The organism is Candidatus Epulonipiscium sp. (genome assembly GCA_012519205.1).
In the GTDB taxonomy this organism is placed as follows: Bacteria; Bacillota; Clostridia; order Lachnospirales; family Defluviitaleaceae; genus JAAYQR01.
Map to the genome: position 1 here is coordinate 16373 of JAAYQR010000020.1, position 15716 is coordinate 32088.

Annotated in this window: 16 protein-coding genes; 13 read left to right on the top strand and 3 right to left on the bottom strand. The window is 33.8% G+C overall.

Features of this window, described 5'->3' with window-relative positions:
• Positions 1-356 precede the first annotated feature (356 nt).
• From GX308_06400 to GX308_06445, 10 genes are all read left to right on the top strand, one after another.
• A complete protein-coding gene (locus GX308_06400; protein NLK21704.1) occupies positions 357-989 on the top strand; it encodes a DNA-3-methyladenine glycosylase in 633 nt (210 codons plus the stop codon).
• A 680-nt stretch (positions 990-1669) separates the two neighbouring features.
• Positions 1670-2044, top strand: a complete 375-nt coding sequence (locus tag GX308_06405; protein ID NLK21705.1) for a superoxide reductase — start codon at positions 1670-1672, stop codon at positions 2042-2044.
• A 117-nt stretch (positions 2045-2161) separates the two neighbouring features.
• Positions 2162-3259 carry a rhomboid family intramembrane serine protease gene (locus GX308_06410; GenBank protein NLK21706.1) on the top strand — a complete coding sequence of 366 codons (1098 nt, stop codon included), beginning with the start codon at positions 2162-2164 and terminating at the stop codon, positions 3257-3259.
• A 129-nt stretch (positions 3260-3388) separates the two neighbouring features.
• Positions 3389-3919, top strand: a complete 531-nt coding sequence (locus GX308_06415; GenBank protein NLK21707.1) for a hypothetical protein — start codon at positions 3389-3391, stop codon at positions 3917-3919.
• A gap of 18 nt (positions 3920-3937) precedes the next feature.
• Positions 3938-5389: a flotillin family protein gene (locus tag GX308_06420; GenBank protein NLK21708.1), complete on the top strand. Its 1452-nt coding sequence runs from the start codon at positions 3938-3940 to the stop codon at positions 5387-5389.
• A gap of 112 nt (positions 5390-5501) precedes the next feature.
• The gene (locus GX308_06425) at positions 5502-6743 is read left to right on the top strand and encodes a competence/damage-inducible protein A (GenBank protein ID NLK21709.1); all 1242 of its coding nucleotides are present in this window, start codon (positions 5502-5504) and stop codon (positions 6741-6743) included.
• A 162-nt stretch (positions 6744-6905) separates the two neighbouring features.
• On the top strand, positions 6906-7958 hold the full coding sequence (gene recA, locus GX308_06430) for a recombinase RecA (GenBank protein NLK21710.1): 1053 nt from the start codon (positions 6906-6908) through the stop codon (positions 7956-7958).
• A 52-nt stretch (positions 7959-8010) separates the two neighbouring features.
• Entirely contained in the window at positions 8011-8478 is a 468-nt protein-coding gene (locus GX308_06435) for a regulatory protein RecX (GenBank protein NLK21711.1), read from the top strand.
• Between the two features lie 182 nt (positions 8479-8660).
• Positions 8661-10172, top strand: a complete 1512-nt coding sequence (gene rny, locus GX308_06440; protein ID NLK21712.1) for a ribonuclease Y — start codon at positions 8661-8663, stop codon at positions 10170-10172.
• Positions 10173-10364: 192 nt separating this feature from the next.
• Positions 10365-10625 (top strand): stage V sporulation protein S, encoded by a 261-nt coding sequence (locus tag GX308_06445; GenBank protein ID NLK21713.1) that lies wholly within the window; start codon positions 10365-10367, stop codon positions 10623-10625.
• Between the two features lie 17 nt (positions 10626-10642).
• On the opposite strand, the gene GX308_06450 is transcribed toward GX308_06445, so the two are convergent.
• Complete coding sequence (locus tag GX308_06450) at positions 10643-10819, bottom strand: DUF1540 domain-containing protein (GenBank protein ID NLK21714.1); 177 nt, start codon at positions 10817-10819, stop codon at positions 10643-10645.
• Positions 10820-10942: 123 nt separating this feature from the next.
• Between GX308_06450 and GX308_06455 the strand changes: the two genes are divergently transcribed.
• Both GX308_06455 and GX308_06460 read left to right on the top strand, forming a co-directional pair.
• On the top strand, positions 10943-11881 hold the full coding sequence (locus tag GX308_06455; GenBank protein ID NLK21715.1) for a membrane dipeptidase: 939 nt from the start codon (positions 10943-10945) through the stop codon (positions 11879-11881).
• Positions 11882-11966: 85 nt separating this feature from the next.
• Positions 11967-13160 carry a pyridoxal phosphate-dependent aminotransferase gene (locus tag GX308_06460; protein ID NLK21716.1) on the top strand — a complete coding sequence of 398 codons (1194 nt, stop codon included), beginning with the start codon at positions 11967-11969 and terminating at the stop codon, positions 13158-13160.
• 25 nt (positions 13161-13185) lie between these two features.
• Here the strand turns inward: GX308_06460 and GX308_06465 are convergent, their stop codons facing one another.
• Both GX308_06465 and GX308_06470 read right to left on the bottom strand, forming a co-directional pair.
• On the bottom strand, positions 13186-14139 hold the full coding sequence (locus GX308_06465) for an SPFH/Band 7/PHB domain protein (GenBank protein NLK21717.1): 954 nt from the start codon (positions 14137-14139) through the stop codon (positions 13186-13188).
• A 57-nt stretch (positions 14140-14196) separates the two neighbouring features.
• Positions 14197-14640, bottom strand: a complete 444-nt coding sequence (locus GX308_06470) for an NfeD family protein (GenBank protein NLK21718.1) — start codon at positions 14638-14640, stop codon at positions 14197-14199.
• Between the two features lie 269 nt (positions 14641-14909).
• Between GX308_06470 and proC the strand changes: the two genes are divergently transcribed.
• Complete coding sequence (gene proC / locus GX308_06475) at positions 14910-15710, top strand: pyrroline-5-carboxylate reductase (protein ID NLK21719.1); 801 nt, start codon at positions 14910-14912, stop codon at positions 15708-15710.
• Positions 15711-15716 lie beyond the last annotated feature (6 nt).

The window sequence follows — 15716 nt, forward strand, 5'->3', positions numbered from 1 at the left end:
CAAACTACAATAGAACAATGAAAATTAACTTAATCTTTATCTAGGAGATCAAACATGTGTAATATAGATCCTTAAAAAGTTTCCCTGAATAATGTTGTGGTTTTAAATAATTATTGATAATATCACATTAAGCAGCATTTTTTCCTTCCCAGACTTCATAGGCTATAATGAATTTACTAGACATATTTACTGTTGTTATTTGATTTTATAGCAGAAATTTTTATTTAGATATATATTTATAATTTATCTTTCTAAAACATAAACTAACTAAAATTAATATAATAAAATTCTAATCCAAATATACTTTATTGTCCTAGGCGATACAAAATAACATTATAAACGGATAAGGTGAAATTATGAAAAAGCTAGAAAGAAGGTTTTATAATAGAGATACACTAATAGTTGCTAAGGAATTACTGGGTAAATATATTGTGCATAAAATAGACGGGCAAGATTTAATAGGTAGAATTGTAGAAACAGAGGCTTACAAGGGAGCAATAGATAAGGCTGCCCATAGTTATCAAAATAAGAGAACCCCTAGAACTGAGATTATGTATGGACCTTCGGGATATGCTTATGTGTATTTGATTTACGGTATGTACTATTGTATGAATATAATTACTGAAGAAGAGGGAAATCCTTGTGGAGTGCTTCTTAGGGCAGTAGAACCTTATAAAGGTTTAGAAAAAATGGCAAAAATAAGATTTAATAAACCCTATGAAAAACTTAATACAACACAAAAAAGAAATTTAAGTAATGGCCCTGGGAAGCTTTGTATGGCCCTTAAAATCACAGTAAAAGATTATGGTTTAGACCTTTGCGGGGATAAATTATTTATATGCGGTGAAAATGAAAACCTTAATTTTGAAATAATAGAAGATAAAAGAATAAATATAGATTATGCAGAAGAAGCGGCAGAATATCCTTGGAGATTTTATATAAAGGGTAATCCCTATGTATCGGTTAAAAAAAGCCTAAAAAAAGAATAGGGAGAAACCCTTGAAGTTTCCCCCTACTTATCTTATAATGATTATTACTTAACTTTAATTTTCATTATTCTTATTTTCTTGTTCTTTATCATTGGTTTTTTGAGCCTTTATTGTTAGATATACAGTTGCAATTCCTGCTATAACTAAAAACACAACAACGAAGATATCTGTACCCATGAACTCACCTCCCTATAATCGTATATAAAATAGGTGATATGTCCACTTTTTAATATTCCCTTCGAAATAATATGGAAACAACTTTAAAATATATTTTCTTTTATCTAAGACACCTTGGTTTTTCCTTTGATAACTATAAAGTGTAAAATAAGAAAAGACGAGCATATCAAATAAAATAATTAATCGTATTATAGAAAACAAAAATCTTTTATCCCATATTCTGCTTAACTCTAAAGAGGATAATATGGAATCCATATCAGGCACATATGACATCAGCGCAAGTTCATTCTGTAAAGAATATATGTAAGTTTGTCTGATACTTACAGGATATATCAGTATATAAAGAAATAAGATAATCAAGATTAATACATTTATTTTTTTCAAGGGAAATTCCTCTTTCTATAGTTGAAATAATATATTTATTTATACATATATTATACCTAAACTATATTAGTTTGCATAGAAGGAAATAATAAAATAAATTATTATAAGGAGGCATTACAATGCAAAATTTAGGACAATTATTACAAAGCGGTGATTGGAAGGGGGAGAAACATGTGCCTATAATCCACATTCCTCAAAACATAACTGGGGGGGAGGCCTTTGAGCTTAAGGTATCCATAGGGGACGAAATTAAACATCCTAATGAGTTAGAGCATCATATCAAATGGATAAAGTTATTTTATTTCAAGGAAGATGGTAAATTTCCTGTTGAAATTGCTTCCTTTGATTTTGTTTCCCATGGAGAAGCAGGAGTTATTAGTGAACCAATAGGAAGTGTAAATGTTAAACTTAATGCATCTGGATTTATTTATGCTATGGCTTATTGTAATATACATGGGCTATGGGAAAATAAAGCAGAGATTAAACTGGATTAGAGTAGGGTCTTATCCCTTAGATTCACAGGAGCGTGCAGTTTTTGCACGCTTTTTTGATTGATACTTGTTTAATAATGTATTAAGATAATACTAAAGAACCAAATAAGGAAGTGACGTATGTTTACAAACTTCATACATAATGCCTATCCTATTTTTATTGAAGAAGGCTTTGAACTGATATCTAATGAAAGTGAAGTAGATATATTTTCAAAGGAGAAGGATGTAATAAGATTAATCAAAAGGCAGAATACAATGTTGTATATTGTCAATGTTTGGAATATGCAAAACACCGATTTAGAAACATTAAAATTTAGAAATGATTCCTATGAGCAGAGATTAAAAGGCTTATTTAAAGAATTAAATTGCAGCTATCTTTTGGTGCTTAATTTATTAATAACAGAGGAAGAAATAACATTAAATAATCCTGTAGAGTTCCAGCCGAATAACGAAATATACATGATTTCATGGATTGTAGATTTGTACAGTAAGAAAATCATTGTTCCTAAAAAAGAAATAGATGAGGTTCTTAATATAAGGGAATTAATACAAAAGGTTTTCAATATTATTTATCCGGAATTTGACCTGAAGGATTCAGATTTATCAAAGTATGGCCATCGAATGAAGAAGAAGATTATCCTAAAACAAAAAAGTAAAAACACCTCGCTTACCTACGGGCTTATAATGCTTAATATTATTTTATGGCTTTTGATGGAGCTAAACGGAGGATCAACTAATATTAATACTTTGCTCTTATTTGGGGCTAACGATAGATTTTTGATATTAGAAAGAAATCAATATTGGAGATTGATTTCTTCTACATTATTGCATATTGGAATTAGCCATTTACTGTATAATAATTTAGCCCTTTATTTATTTGGAACAAGGGTTGAAAGATATTTTGGTAAAATAAAATTTTTAGCTATTTATTTTATCACTGGTATAATAGGAAGTATAGCAAGCATATTTTTTAGTGATGTCATATCTGCAGGAGCCTCTGGAGCAATATATGGAATTTTAGGAGCACTGTTGGTTTTGGCTTATATGACAAATAAAGAAATAGACGGGTTAAATTCCTATATCATTTTAATTATGATTATGTCAGGTATTGGTATGGGCTGGGTGATGCCTTCTATAGACAATGCTGCACATTTAGCAGGATTATTTACAGGCATTCTAACAGGAATAATAATGCTTAATCAAGGGAAAAAAACATAGCCCCCTAAAAGTACTTGACAATAGAACGATAGAGTTGTACAATATAGGTCGTAGAGAAAAACTCGATAATATAAGGAGGTTAAGACAAGAGTTAAATGTATCTAAAGTATCTTAAGGGAGGAATGGGCCATGGAAAAACTTTTCTATATTTGTTTCTATACAGGGATTATATATACAGCTGCTTCATTTATCCTAGGTCAGGTTTTTGATTTTATAGGACTAGATGGTGAATTTGGCTTTGATGGTGATTTTTTTGGTTTTGGTATTTCTCCCTTAAAACCAGTTGTAATTGCAGCATTTGTTACTGTCTTCGGTGGTGTTGGTATCATTACTGAAAAGAGCAACTTAGGGGATTACATAAGTTTATTTATTGCTTTAGTTTCTGCTTTGACGGTTTCTTTTCTTATATTCAGGTTTGTCTTGGTTCCTTTATACAAACTTCAAAGCAAGGGGCCGGTAGATAAAGAGGGGCTAATAGGCCAAATTGCCAAAGTAGTTCTAACTATCAGGGAAGGACAATTTGGAAAGATTATTTATGTTGTAAATGGCAATACTTATTCAGCACCAGCGAAATCTGATACAAATGAACTTATTGAAAAAGGGGAAGAGGTCGTGATTGTAGAAATTAGGAACAACGCATTTTATGTTAAAAAAATATGAGGAGGGTATAAAATGGGAATGGAATCAACGATTGCTATTGCTGCAATAATTGTAGGGGTTATCATTGTCCTAATGATTAGTATTAGCACCATGTGGAAAAAGGTTTCTCAGGATAAAGCACTTGTAATTACTGGGCTGAAAAAGAGGGTAATTTCCGGTGGCGGGGGATTTGTAGTACCCCTTTTAGAAAGAACTGATGTAATTTCGCTAGAGAATATGAAGATTGTTGTAAAGACAGAGGGGGCCCTGACCGAACAAGGGGTTGATATCATAGCAGACGGTGTAGCAGTTATTAAGGTGAAATCAGATAAGGAATCAATCCTTGCCTCTGTTGAGCAATTTAACACAGGGTCAGAAAAAAGAACTATTGAGGTAATTAAGGATACAGCCAATGACGTATTAGAAGGAAAACTTCGAGAAATCATTTCTAAAATGACCGTGGAAGAAATATATAAAGATAGAGAAAAATTTGCTTCTCAAGTCCAAGAAGTAGCGGCTATGGATTTGGCAGAAATGGGGCTTGAAATAAAAGCTTTTACCATCCGGGATATTTCTGATAATAACGGGTATTTACAAGCCTTAGGTAAAAAACGTATTGCAGAAGTAAAAAGAGACGCTCAAATAGCAGAAGCAGAAGCGACAAAAGAAACTAAAATAAAAACTGCCGATGCAGCAAGATATGGAGAAGAAGCAAGGCTCCAAGCAGAGACCCAAATAGCAGAAGCGGCTAAGGAAAAAGAACTAAAAGTGCAGGCTTATAGGAAAGACCAAGAAACAGAAAAGGCTAAGGCAGACCTGGCATATGAAATAGAAACAAGTAAGATTCAACAAGAAGTAGAAAAGGAAAAAATGCAGATTCAGATTGTAAAAAAACAAAAAGAAATTGAATTGGCAGAACAGGAAGCAGCTAGAAAGGAAAAAGAATTAGAAGCAACAGTAAAAAAACAAGCGGATGCAGAAAAATATAGCTCAGAAAAAAGAGCCGACGCAGCAAAATATAAAGAAATTCAAGAAGCCCTAGCAGCAGCCGAAACTATCAAAGCTACAGGGGCAGCTAAAGCCGAAGCCAATCGTCTTGAAGGTATGGCAGAGGTTGATATTATCCGTGAAAAAGGTAAAGCCGAGGCCGAAGCTATGCTTAAAAAAGCTGAGGCATTCAAACTATACAACGATGCGGCTGTTACCCAGATGATTATAGAAAAACTTCCTGATATAGCAAAGTCCATTGCAGAACCTTTATCAAAAGTAGAAAAAATTGTTATTGTGGATTCAGGAAATGGTGAAGGCAAGGGGGCTTCAAAGGTAACAGGATATGTAACAGAAATCATGTCCACTCTTCCTGAAACCATGGAGGCCTTAACGGGGGTAGATCTTAAAAAGGTTCTAAAAAACGTAGATATCATGGGGACTATGAAGGACTTACCAGTTAATACTGAAGAAATTGTTGTTACATCAGAAGAAAAAAATTAAATCGGCAATTTGCCGATTTTTTCTTTTATATTAGAATAAAATATTATAGAATATTAATAAAGATTTTCTAGTTTAATATGTTATTATTTTTATACTATAGAGGAGGATAAATGTGAATGCAGAAATACTGTCGGTAGGTACGGAACTTTTACTTGGGGATATTGTAAATACCAATGCCCAATATATTGCAAAGAGACTGGCTGATATTGGGATAGGAGTATATCATCAATCAGTTGTTGGAGATAACGAATCCCGTTTATATGATGCTTTTAGTTTAGCTCTTAAAAGGGCCGATATAGTTATTACAACGGGAGGGTTAGGACCTACAAAGGATGATTTGACTAAGGAAATAGCAGCAATGATTTCAGGAAAAGATATGGTTATGGATGGGGAGTCTTTAGAGTGGATTAAATCCTATTTTTTAAAGATAGGTAGGACAATGACCGAAAGCAATATAAAGCAAGCCTATTTCCCGAAAGGAGCCACTATTTTTCATAATAATAATGGAACAGCTCCAGGATGTGCTATTGAAGTTGGGGAAAAGAAAATTATCCTTCTTCCGGGACCGCCAAGAGAAATGAAACCTATGTTCGAGGAAAGTGTAATCCCATATCTAATTCCATTTCAAGAAGGTATACTTGTTTCTAAGGTATTAAGGATTTGCGGCATTGGTGAAAGTCAAGTAGAAGACATGCTAAAAGATTTAATTGATATTCAAACAAATCCCACCATCGCCCTCTATGCAAAAACGGGAGAGGTAACCATTCGTATAACAGCCAAGGCACCTAAAAAGGAAAATGCCAATGCATTAATAAAACCTATTGATGAAAAAATCAGAAGTATTCTAGGGGATAATATTTATGGAGAAGGGATTGTATCCTTAGAAGATGTGGTTGCAAACTTATTGATAAAAAACAATAAAACAATTGCAGTGGCTGAATCCTGTACCGGAGGGCTGCTTGCTGCAAAACTTATAAATTATCCAGGAATTTCAGCAGTTTTTAAGGAGGGGGCCGTAACATACTCTAATGAAGCAAAGGTTAGCCGCTTAGGAGTAAATGCAGATACCCTAAAAAATCATGGGGCTGTTAGTAAAGAAACAGCAAAAGAGATGGCAAAAGGGATTTGCAAGACCGGTGGAACCGATATAGGCATTTCTACTACAGGAATTGCAGGACCTGAAGGAGGAACTACACAAAAGCCAGTAGGGCTTGTATATGTAGGGTTATGCATCGATGGTGAAGTAAACTATAAGAGATTTCAATTTAGAGGAAACAGGCAAAACATAAGGGAACGAGCAGTGATATCTGCTTTAGATTGGGTTAGGAGAGAATTAAACAAAAAATATAAATAAGGATATCCTAATCTGGGGATTTTTTATTGACTAATTCATGGAAATAAGATATAATAAGAACATAAGTTCGTCTGTTTAAATAGTCTAAAAATGGATATGATTTTACTATAAAATTACGAAAGGTGGTGTTCCCGAAAGATATAATTATCTATCGGGAGGAATATGGTATCAGAAAAGCAAAAGGCATTAGATGCAGCAATAAGCCAAATCCAAAAGCAATTTGGAAAAGGTTCCATCATGAAACTTGGAGAAACTACAGAAAATAATATTTCGACCATTCCAACTGGTTCTTTGAGTCTAGATGTTGCTCTAGGAGTAGGGGGAGTTCCTAGAGGAAGAATTATTGAAGTATATGGGCCTGAATCTTCAGGTAAGACTACAGTTGCTCTTCATATGATAGCCGAAGCACAAAAATTAGGAGGAATTGCAGCATTCATTGATGCGGAACATGCCTTAGATCCTTCCTATGCAGAGAAATTAGGAGTTAATATCGATGACTTATATATTTCTCAGCCGGATCATGGGGAACAGGCTCTAGAAATTGCCGAAACGATGGTTCGATCGGGAGCTATTGATATCGTTATTGTGGATTCAGTAGCGGCCTTAGTCCCCAAGGCAGAGATAGAAGGAGAAATGGGGGATAGTCATATGGGTCTTCAAGCACGTTTGATGTCTCAGGCCCTTAGGAAATTAACAGGTATCGTAAATAAATCTAAATGTATTGTGGTATTTATCAATCAGCTCCGTGAGAAGGTAGGAATTGTATTCGGAAGTCCAGAGACAACAACAGGAGGCCGTGCTCTTAAATTCTATTCTTCTATTAGACTTGATGTAAGAAGAATTGACTCCCTAAAACAAAGCAATGATTTTATAGGGAACCGTACAAGGGTTAAGGTGGTTAAGAATAAAGTAGCACCCCCTTTTAAACAAGCGGAATTTGATATTATGTATGGTCAGGGAATTTCAAAAGAAGGTGATATACTAGATTTAGCCGTTGAACTAGATATTGCCAATAAAAGTGGAGCATGGTTTTCCTATGGGGATATTCGTCTCGGACAGGGAAGGGAAAATGCAAAAATATTTTTAAAAGAAAATCCCGATCTATGCAATGAACTAGAAAATATGGTGAGAAAACATTATGAACTTCCTTTAACAACTCCTATAGGGCAAACAGAGGAAGAAGCTCAACCAAATTTAGAAACAATAGTAAAATAGCTATAAAACCTCTTTGAATTCCAAAGGGGTTTTTATAATAGGGGTGATAAGATTGGAAAAAGCCTATTCTAAGGCCAAGGATATTGCTATTTATTACTTAGGTTATAGAGCCAGGAGTGAAAAGGAAGTAGTGGATAAATTATCATCAAAGGGATATGATAAATCCATTATTGATAAGGTGATTGATTTTTTGAAGGAATATGATTATGTTAATGATAAGAAATTTGCAGATAGTTATGTTAGAGATAAGAATCGGTTTAAACCTGTGGGAAGAAAAAAATTAGCCTATGAATTAAAACAAAAAGGAATAAGTAATGAAATAATTGACCATGTTCTAGATAACACCGATTTAAATGAATTGGACTCCGCTTTAAGGTTAATAAGGAAGAAGGCACCCAATAGCACCCTAGATATAAAAGAAAAGCAAAAAATATATCAATTTTTATCAAGAAGGGGATTCGATTATTATATTATAAAACAGGCCTTAGAAAAATTTTATGCTGAAGATATGATAGAATGAACTATATTTCTTAATTTGATATAAAATTTATTTAGAAAATGGCAAAAGGCTTAGAACATTAGTATTACAAGGTCATTTCCTAATGTTTGTAGTACTTGACATGATTTTTAAAAAGTAATACAATCAATATGTTATTCTATAATAACCCGAACTATGAAAACTGAATAAAGGAGGTGTTACCTATCAATGCATTAGAGATTGCAATAGTTTTTTTGATTACTGCAATTGTTGTTGGAGCAATCGCCTTTGCTATGGGTGTTTCTTATAGAAAACGTATTGCTGAAGCGCAAATTGGTTCTGCTGAGGAAAAAGCAAGTAAAATCATAGACGATGCAATAACTACTTCCGAGGCAAAGAAACGTGAAGCTATGTTGGAAGCAAAAGAAGAAACTTTAAAAGCAAAGAATGAACTCGATCAAGAAGTGAAAGAGCGAAGAGGAGAATTGCAGCGCTTAGAAAGACGAATTATTCAAAAAGAAGAAGCTCTTAACGAAAAAGTGGAACAAATTGAAGAAATGAGGAATGAAGTTACTGCTCTTCAACAAAAAGAAATACAGGAGTTAGAAAGAATTTCCGGACTCACCTCCGAGGAAGCTAAAGAATACCTGTTAAAGACTATTGAAAGTGAAGTACAACATGAATCAGCTATGTTGATTAAAGAAATTGAAAACAGAGTAAAACAAGAGGCAGATAAGAAGGCAAGAGATATTATAACAAATGCCATTCAAAAATGTGCTGCTGACCATGTTGCAGACACAACTGTATCTGTTGTACCTCTTCCTAATGATGAAATGAAGGGCCGAATTATTGGTAGAGAAGGTCGAAATATCAGGACCCTAGAAACCCTAACAGGGATTGACTTAATTATTGATGATACCCCTGAAGCAGTTATCTTATCAGGATTTGACCCTATTAGGAGAGAGGTTGCAAGGATTGCCTTGGAAAAATTAATAGTTGATGGAAGAATTCATCCGGCAAGAATTGAAGAAATGGTTGAAAAAGCTAAAAAAGAAGTGGAAACATTAATTAGGGAAGAAGGAGAATCAGCCACCTTTGAAACAGGGGTACATGGGCTCCATCCAGAACTTATTCGACTGTTGGGTAAATTGAAATTTAGGACTAGCTATGGTCAAAATGTATTAAAACATTCCATTGAGGTTTCAAACTTATGTGGTTTAATTGCTGCTGAAGTAGGGGTCGATATTCGACTAGCTAAACGGGCAGGACTGCTTCATGATATAGGTAAAGCGGTGGATCATGAGATGGAAGGTTCTCATATCAGTATCGGTGTTGAATTATGTAGAAAATATCGAGAGACAAGTATAATTCTTAATGCAATTGAAGCCCATCATGGGGATGTAGAACCAGAAAGTATTATTGCTGTTATTGTACAGGCAGCAGATACAATTTCTGCTGCAAGACCAGGTGCAAGAAGAGAAACTTTAGAAACCTATATTAAACGTTTGCAGAAGTTAGAAGAAATTGCGGATTCATTTAAAGGTGTTGAGAAATCATTTGCAATTCAAGCAGGTAGAGAACTTAGAATTATGGTTATACCTGATGAAACAAATGATACAGAAATGGTATTACTATCGAGAGAGATAGCTAAGAGAATTGAAAACGAACTGGAATATCCAGGTCAAATAAAGGTACATTTAATTCGTGAGACAAGAGCAATAGAATATGCAAAATAATCCAAATAAAGAAGGCGTAGTGATACGCCTTCTTTATTTGGATTATTTTATGAAAGAACACAAAGACATTAACTGTAATATTATGTAGTTATATATATTTTATATAATATATGGCTTTTTAAAAGGTATTAGGTAAAAAATGGAGAATAATATAAAGAATCTAATTTTATATTAATAAAGGGGGTCACAAAAATGGAAGTATTAAAAGTTGCCACAAAATCAAATCCCAATGCTGTTGCAGGTGCCTTAGCTAACACTATTCGTGAAAAGGGCGGGGCGGAGCTGCAAGCAATAGGGGCAGGAGCTCTTAATCAAGCACTAAAGGCAGTGATTATTGCACGAGGATATGTAGCACCCTCGGGAATTGATTTAATCTGTGTTCCAGCTTTTGCGGACATTGAGATTAATGGGGAAGAAAGAACAGCTATAAAATTAATAATACAAGCTCGTTAAGAGCTTGTATTTTTTATTTATTCTACATCAGGCTCAAAACTCATACAATCAGTTTCATGCTTACTTTTTGCGTTAGTAACATGTTCGCCTACTAGAATATCATCTAAAGTACAGTATTTAACTTTATCGTTATATTTACAAGATTTTACGCTGCATTTAATTACTTGGGAACTTGGACGTGACAATATAATCATCTCCTTTTAAATTGTTCTACATGGTAAAATTGAAACTATATATGAAATATAGACTCCATATTATTATTTACATATTACAGTTTTTTATTCAATAATTTATCCATACACATAGGAGGCTATAAAATGGATAGTCTTATAATTGATGCCCATTGTGACACAATTACAAAAATAATGCACCAAAATAAAAGTTTGTATAAAAATAAATATCAGGTAGACCTAGAAAGGCTGCAGAGTTTTATAAATCCTATACAGTTTTTTGCTATTTGGACCCATCCAAGGTTTTATCAAAATCCGATTATTGAAACGCTAAAGGGAATAGATTATTTTTACAAAGAAATCAAAGAAAATAAGGACATAGTAGGACTGGCTACTTCTTTAGGAGAAATAGAAAAAAACATATCCGGCAAAAGGATAAGTGCTATTTTATCCATAGAGGGTGGTGAGGCATTAGAAGGGCAGATAGAAATTCTTAGGATATTTTATAGGCTAGGTGTTAGGAGCATGACTCTAACCTGGAATTATAAAAATAATATTGCCTATGGGGCAATGGAAAAAAACAAGGAAGGGCTTACTGACTTTGGTATTGAGGTTATAAAAGAAATGAATAAATTAGGAATGATTATAGATGTCTCACATTTGTCTGAAAGTGGTTTTTGGGAAGTAAAAAACATATCTCAAACACCCTTCATAGCTAGTCATTCTAATGTTAGGGAACTATGCAATCATCCGAGAAACTTAAGTAATGAGCAGCTAAAGGCTATTGCGGACGTAGGAGGGGTTATAGGAATAAACACATACCCGCCTTTTCTTAATATGTCAGGAAAAGCTAAGATAGATGATTTTTTTCTTCATATAGATTATATTATAAAATTAATAGGCATAGACTATGTAGGATTAGGTTGTGATTTTGATGGTATCGACATTTTTACAGAGGGGATAGAAGATGTATCTAAAATTGGCAAAGTATGCAGGTATCTAAGGAAAAAATATGGGGATAAGGGAGCAGAAAAAATATTAGGGAAAAACTTTTTACGGGTTATAAAAGAAGTATGGGATGAATAGAAAAAAGAATATTTTAAATTAATATCTTGCAAATATCAGAAAAATGTTTTACAATATTAAAAAATGAAAATGGATGGTGAAACACATGAAACTTTCAAATAAAGCAATGGACATTACACCTTCTTCAACACTGGCTATTACTGCCAAGGCGAAACAAATGAAGGCTGAGGGAATCGATGTTGTAGGATTTGGTGCAGGAGAACCGGACTTTGATACTCCTGATTTTATAAAGGAAGAAGCAATTAAGGCAATCGAAGAAGGCTTTACAAAATATACCCCTGCTGCAGGAACTATAGAGTTAAAAAAAGCAATTTGTGAAAAATTCAAGAATGAAAATGGCTTAATATATTTGCCGAATCAAATTGTTATTAGCAATGGTGCAAAGCATTCTCTAACCAATACATTTATGGCAATTTTAAATCCAGGGGATGAAGTTATTATTCCAGCACCTTTTTGGCTAAGCTACCCGCAAATGGTTAAATTAAGTGATGGGGTACCGGTAATTGTATATGCTAAGGAAGAGAATAATTTTAAAATTACCGTGGAGGATTTAGAACAGGTTGTAACGGATAAAACCAAAGCCCTTGTAATTAATAGTCCTAGTAATCCGTCAGGGGTCGTATATTCCGAAGAAGAACTAAGAGAGATTGCAGATTTCGCTGTAAAACACGATATATATGTTGTATCTGATGAAATATATGAAAAGTTAATATATGATGGTAAAAAACATGTAAGTATCGCCTCTTTCAATGATGAAATCTATAAAAGAACCATCGTAATCAACGGAGTATCTAAAAGCTATGCTATGACAGGTTGGCGAATAGGATATCTTGCAGCACCTGCGGATGTTGCAAAGGCTATTGCTGATATGCAAAGCCATGCTACATCCAATCCCAATTCCATTGCACAAAAAGCTACTTTAGCAGCTTTAACAGGGTCTCAGGATTGTGTAGAAAAAATGCGCAAGGAGTTTGAAATAAGAAGAAATTATATGGTGGAAAGGCTAGATAAAATTCCTAAGCTTACAATAATAAAGCCTCAAGGTGCTTTTTATGTAGTGATTGGTATTTCTAATATATTAGGTAAAGAATTTGAAGGAAAAATCATTAAAAATGCAGATGATTTTTCTGATATTTTGTTAGAAAAAGAAAGTGTGGCGGTAGTTTCCTGTACAGATTTTGGATTTTCTAATTGTATTAGATTATCCTATGCGATTTCACTTGAAAGTATTAAAAAGGGCTTGGATAGAATAGAAGACTTTGTTAATAATAAATTATAATATAAAAGCGTGCATTTGCACGCTTTTATTGTTGTTCTTCACTTTCGTCAGCATCTTTTAGAACTTCTCTAATACCTTTAACTGAACCTAGAAGGCTTACAGCTTCAGAGGGAAGTATTAATTTTGAAGATTTACCTTCGGCAATTTTTTCTAATGCTTCCATGGAGCGAATAGCCAAAACTGCATCATTAGGCGCACTTTCTTTCATCGCAAGATATATTTTCTTAAGGCCCTCAGCCTTAGCGCTTTGGATGGCGAGAATTGCCTCAGCTTCCCCTTGAGCCATTAGTTTTTTGGATTCTTTTTCCCCTTCAGCCCGGCGAATATTTGCTTCCTTTTCCGCCTCAGCTTGTAAAATAGAAGATTCTTTTTTACCTTCAGCTTGTAGGATAGCAGCACCTTTTTCCCCTTCAGCCCGAAGTATTGATTCTCTTCTTTGACGTTCTGCACGCATTTGTTTTTCCATAGCATCTTGGATATCTTTTGGTGGATTAATATTTTTTAGTTCCACACGATTTACTTTTATACCCCATTTATCGGTAGCTTCATCTAATATGGAACGAAGTTTTGAGTTAATAATATCTCTTGAGGTTAATGTCTCATCTAAGTCTAATTCCCCAATAATATTACGGAGGGTCGTAGCCGTAAGATATTCAATTGCTGAAATAGGGTTTGCTATTTCATATACATAAAAGATAGGATCTGTAACTTTGTAATAAACAACAGTATCAATCTGCATGGTTACATTATCTTTAGTAATAACTGGCTGTGGAGGGAAATCGACAACCCTTTCTCTTAGGTCAACAATACTTTTCATGCTGTCAATAAAGGGTACTAAAAAATTGACACCAGTGTCTGCTTTTTTATGAAAGCGCCCTAAACGTTCAACAATTCCTATGGTTGACTGACGAATAATTCTAATGCTAGTAAAAGCCACGATAAGGATAAAGAAAAATACAATAACTAAAGCAAATACAATTAAATAACCCATATTTTATTCCTCCTAAATTATAATATGATATTTCATGTGGACAGGCTAGGATGCAAAATCCTGCTCTACTACCAGCTTTACACCCCTAAGCTCTAAGACGATTATCTTGGTGTTTGAAGGTATTATCGTATCACTAGCCGATATGGCAGACCAAATTTCACCTTTTATCTTAACCTGTCCCGTTCCTTTGGCATTATCGATTTCTTGAGTAACAATCCCTAGAGCATTTTTTAGAGTATCTATATTGGTTTTATAAGTAGGTCTTGAATGAAAGAAAGATTTAGATATCCTTCTAGTAAATATAAGCAGTAGAGTAGACACAACAAGGAAAACAAGCAGTTGAATAGCTACAATAGGAATAAATAAAGATGTAATTAGTGCTGCTAAGGAACCAATTGAGAACCAAACTATAAAAAAGCTGGTATTAGATATTTCTATCAAAGCAAATACAATTGCAAATATAAGCCATACAACCCACATGTAATTCATATTACCACCCCCCCTTAAAATGATGTAGTGTAGAGCGATACTCTATAATAGTAGTATATGATATTAATGTTTACTTGTCAATAATATTTAGAAAAGCTTTATAATGGCATTATACCATAAATTAATTATTAGATATAATATGTTTATAAATATATTATCCATGATAAGGATAAATAATAATCTCAAATAGTGAAATATTCTTTGGTTTAAATATGCAAAATAACTTTTTATGATATAATATTTAAAATCGGATAAATGGGAGGATTAAAATGAAGAAAATAGGGTTTATAGGAGCCGGAAACATGGGATATGCCATGATGAAGGGATTACTTAATTATAAAGGCAATGAAAACATTATTTTTACCGATGTATGCACCAAAAGGATTCAATTGGTAAAGGAGAACTTACATATTGAATCCGTTACCAACAATAAGGAATTGATAGAAAAAACAAAATACATTGTATTAGCTATTAAACCCCAGTATTATTCTTCTGTGCTTAAGGAAATCAAAGGGATCCTTACAAGTAATCATGTAGTAATAAGTATAGCACCGGGAATAACCATAGACTACATAAAATCACAATTAAAAGAAGATATAAGAGTTGTCCGTGCTATGCCCAATACCCCGGCACTTATCGGCGAAGGAATGAGTGTTATAAGTTTTTCCAAAGATTTATTTGAAGATAAAGAAAGAAATGAGGTTCATAGAGTATTTTCCACTTTTGGAAAAGTAGAAGAAATAGAAGAAAGTTTAATGGATGCGGTGGTGCCCATATCGGGAAGTTCTCCAGCCTATGTTTATATGATGATTGAAGCTATGGCTGACGGTGGGGTGTTAGCCGGCCTACCAAGAGAGCTTTCTTATAAATTAGCAGCACAAACAGTAATGGGTTCAGCAAAAATGATACTAGAAACCAAGGCGCATCCGGGGGAACTTAAGGATGCCGTTTGCTCCCCAGGAGGAACTACAATAGAAGCTGTTGCAACTTTGGAAAAGCTTGGATTTAGGAGCAGTATTATAGAAGCTATGAAAGAATGTATGAGAAAGACAAAATCTATGAGAAAATAAGGAGGA

Coding starts and splice junctions, on each gene's coding strand:
- GX308_06410 (NLK21706.1), top strand. CDS start 2,162: ATGTTTACAAACTTCATACATAATGCCTATCCTATTTTTATTGAAGAA.
- proC (NLK21719.1), top strand. CDS start 14,910: ATGAAGAAAATAGGGTTTATAGGAGCCGGAAACATGGGATATGCCATG.
- GX308_06420 (NLK21708.1), top strand. CDS start 3,938: ATGGAATCAACGATTGCTATTGCTGCAATAATTGTAGGGGTTATCATT.
- GX308_06445 (NLK21713.1), top strand. CDS start 10,365: ATGGAAGTATTAAAAGTTGCCACAAAATCAAATCCCAATGCTGTTGCA.
- GX308_06455 (NLK21715.1), top strand. CDS start 10,943: ATGGATAGTCTTATAATTGATGCCCATTGTGACACAATTACAAAAATA.
- GX308_06415 (NLK21707.1), top strand. CDS start 3,389: ATGGAAAAACTTTTCTATATTTGTTTCTATACAGGGATTATATATACA.
- GX308_06400 (NLK21704.1), top strand. CDS start 357: ATGAAAAAGCTAGAAAGAAGGTTTTATAATAGAGATACACTAATAGTT.
- GX308_06450 (NLK21714.1), bottom strand. CDS start 10,819: ATGATTATATTGTCACGTCCAAGTTCCCAAGTAATTAAATGCAGCGTA.
- GX308_06405 (NLK21705.1), top strand. CDS start 1,670: ATGCAAAATTTAGGACAATTATTACAAAGCGGTGATTGGAAGGGGGAG.
- GX308_06460 (NLK21716.1), top strand. CDS start 11,967: ATGAAACTTTCAAATAAAGCAATGGACATTACACCTTCTTCAACACTG.
- GX308_06470 (NLK21718.1), bottom strand. CDS start 14,640: ATGAATTACATGTGGGTTGTATGGCTTATATTTGCAATTGTATTTGCT.
- recA (NLK21710.1), top strand. CDS start 6,906: ATGGTATCAGAAAAGCAAAAGGCATTAGATGCAGCAATAAGCCAAATC.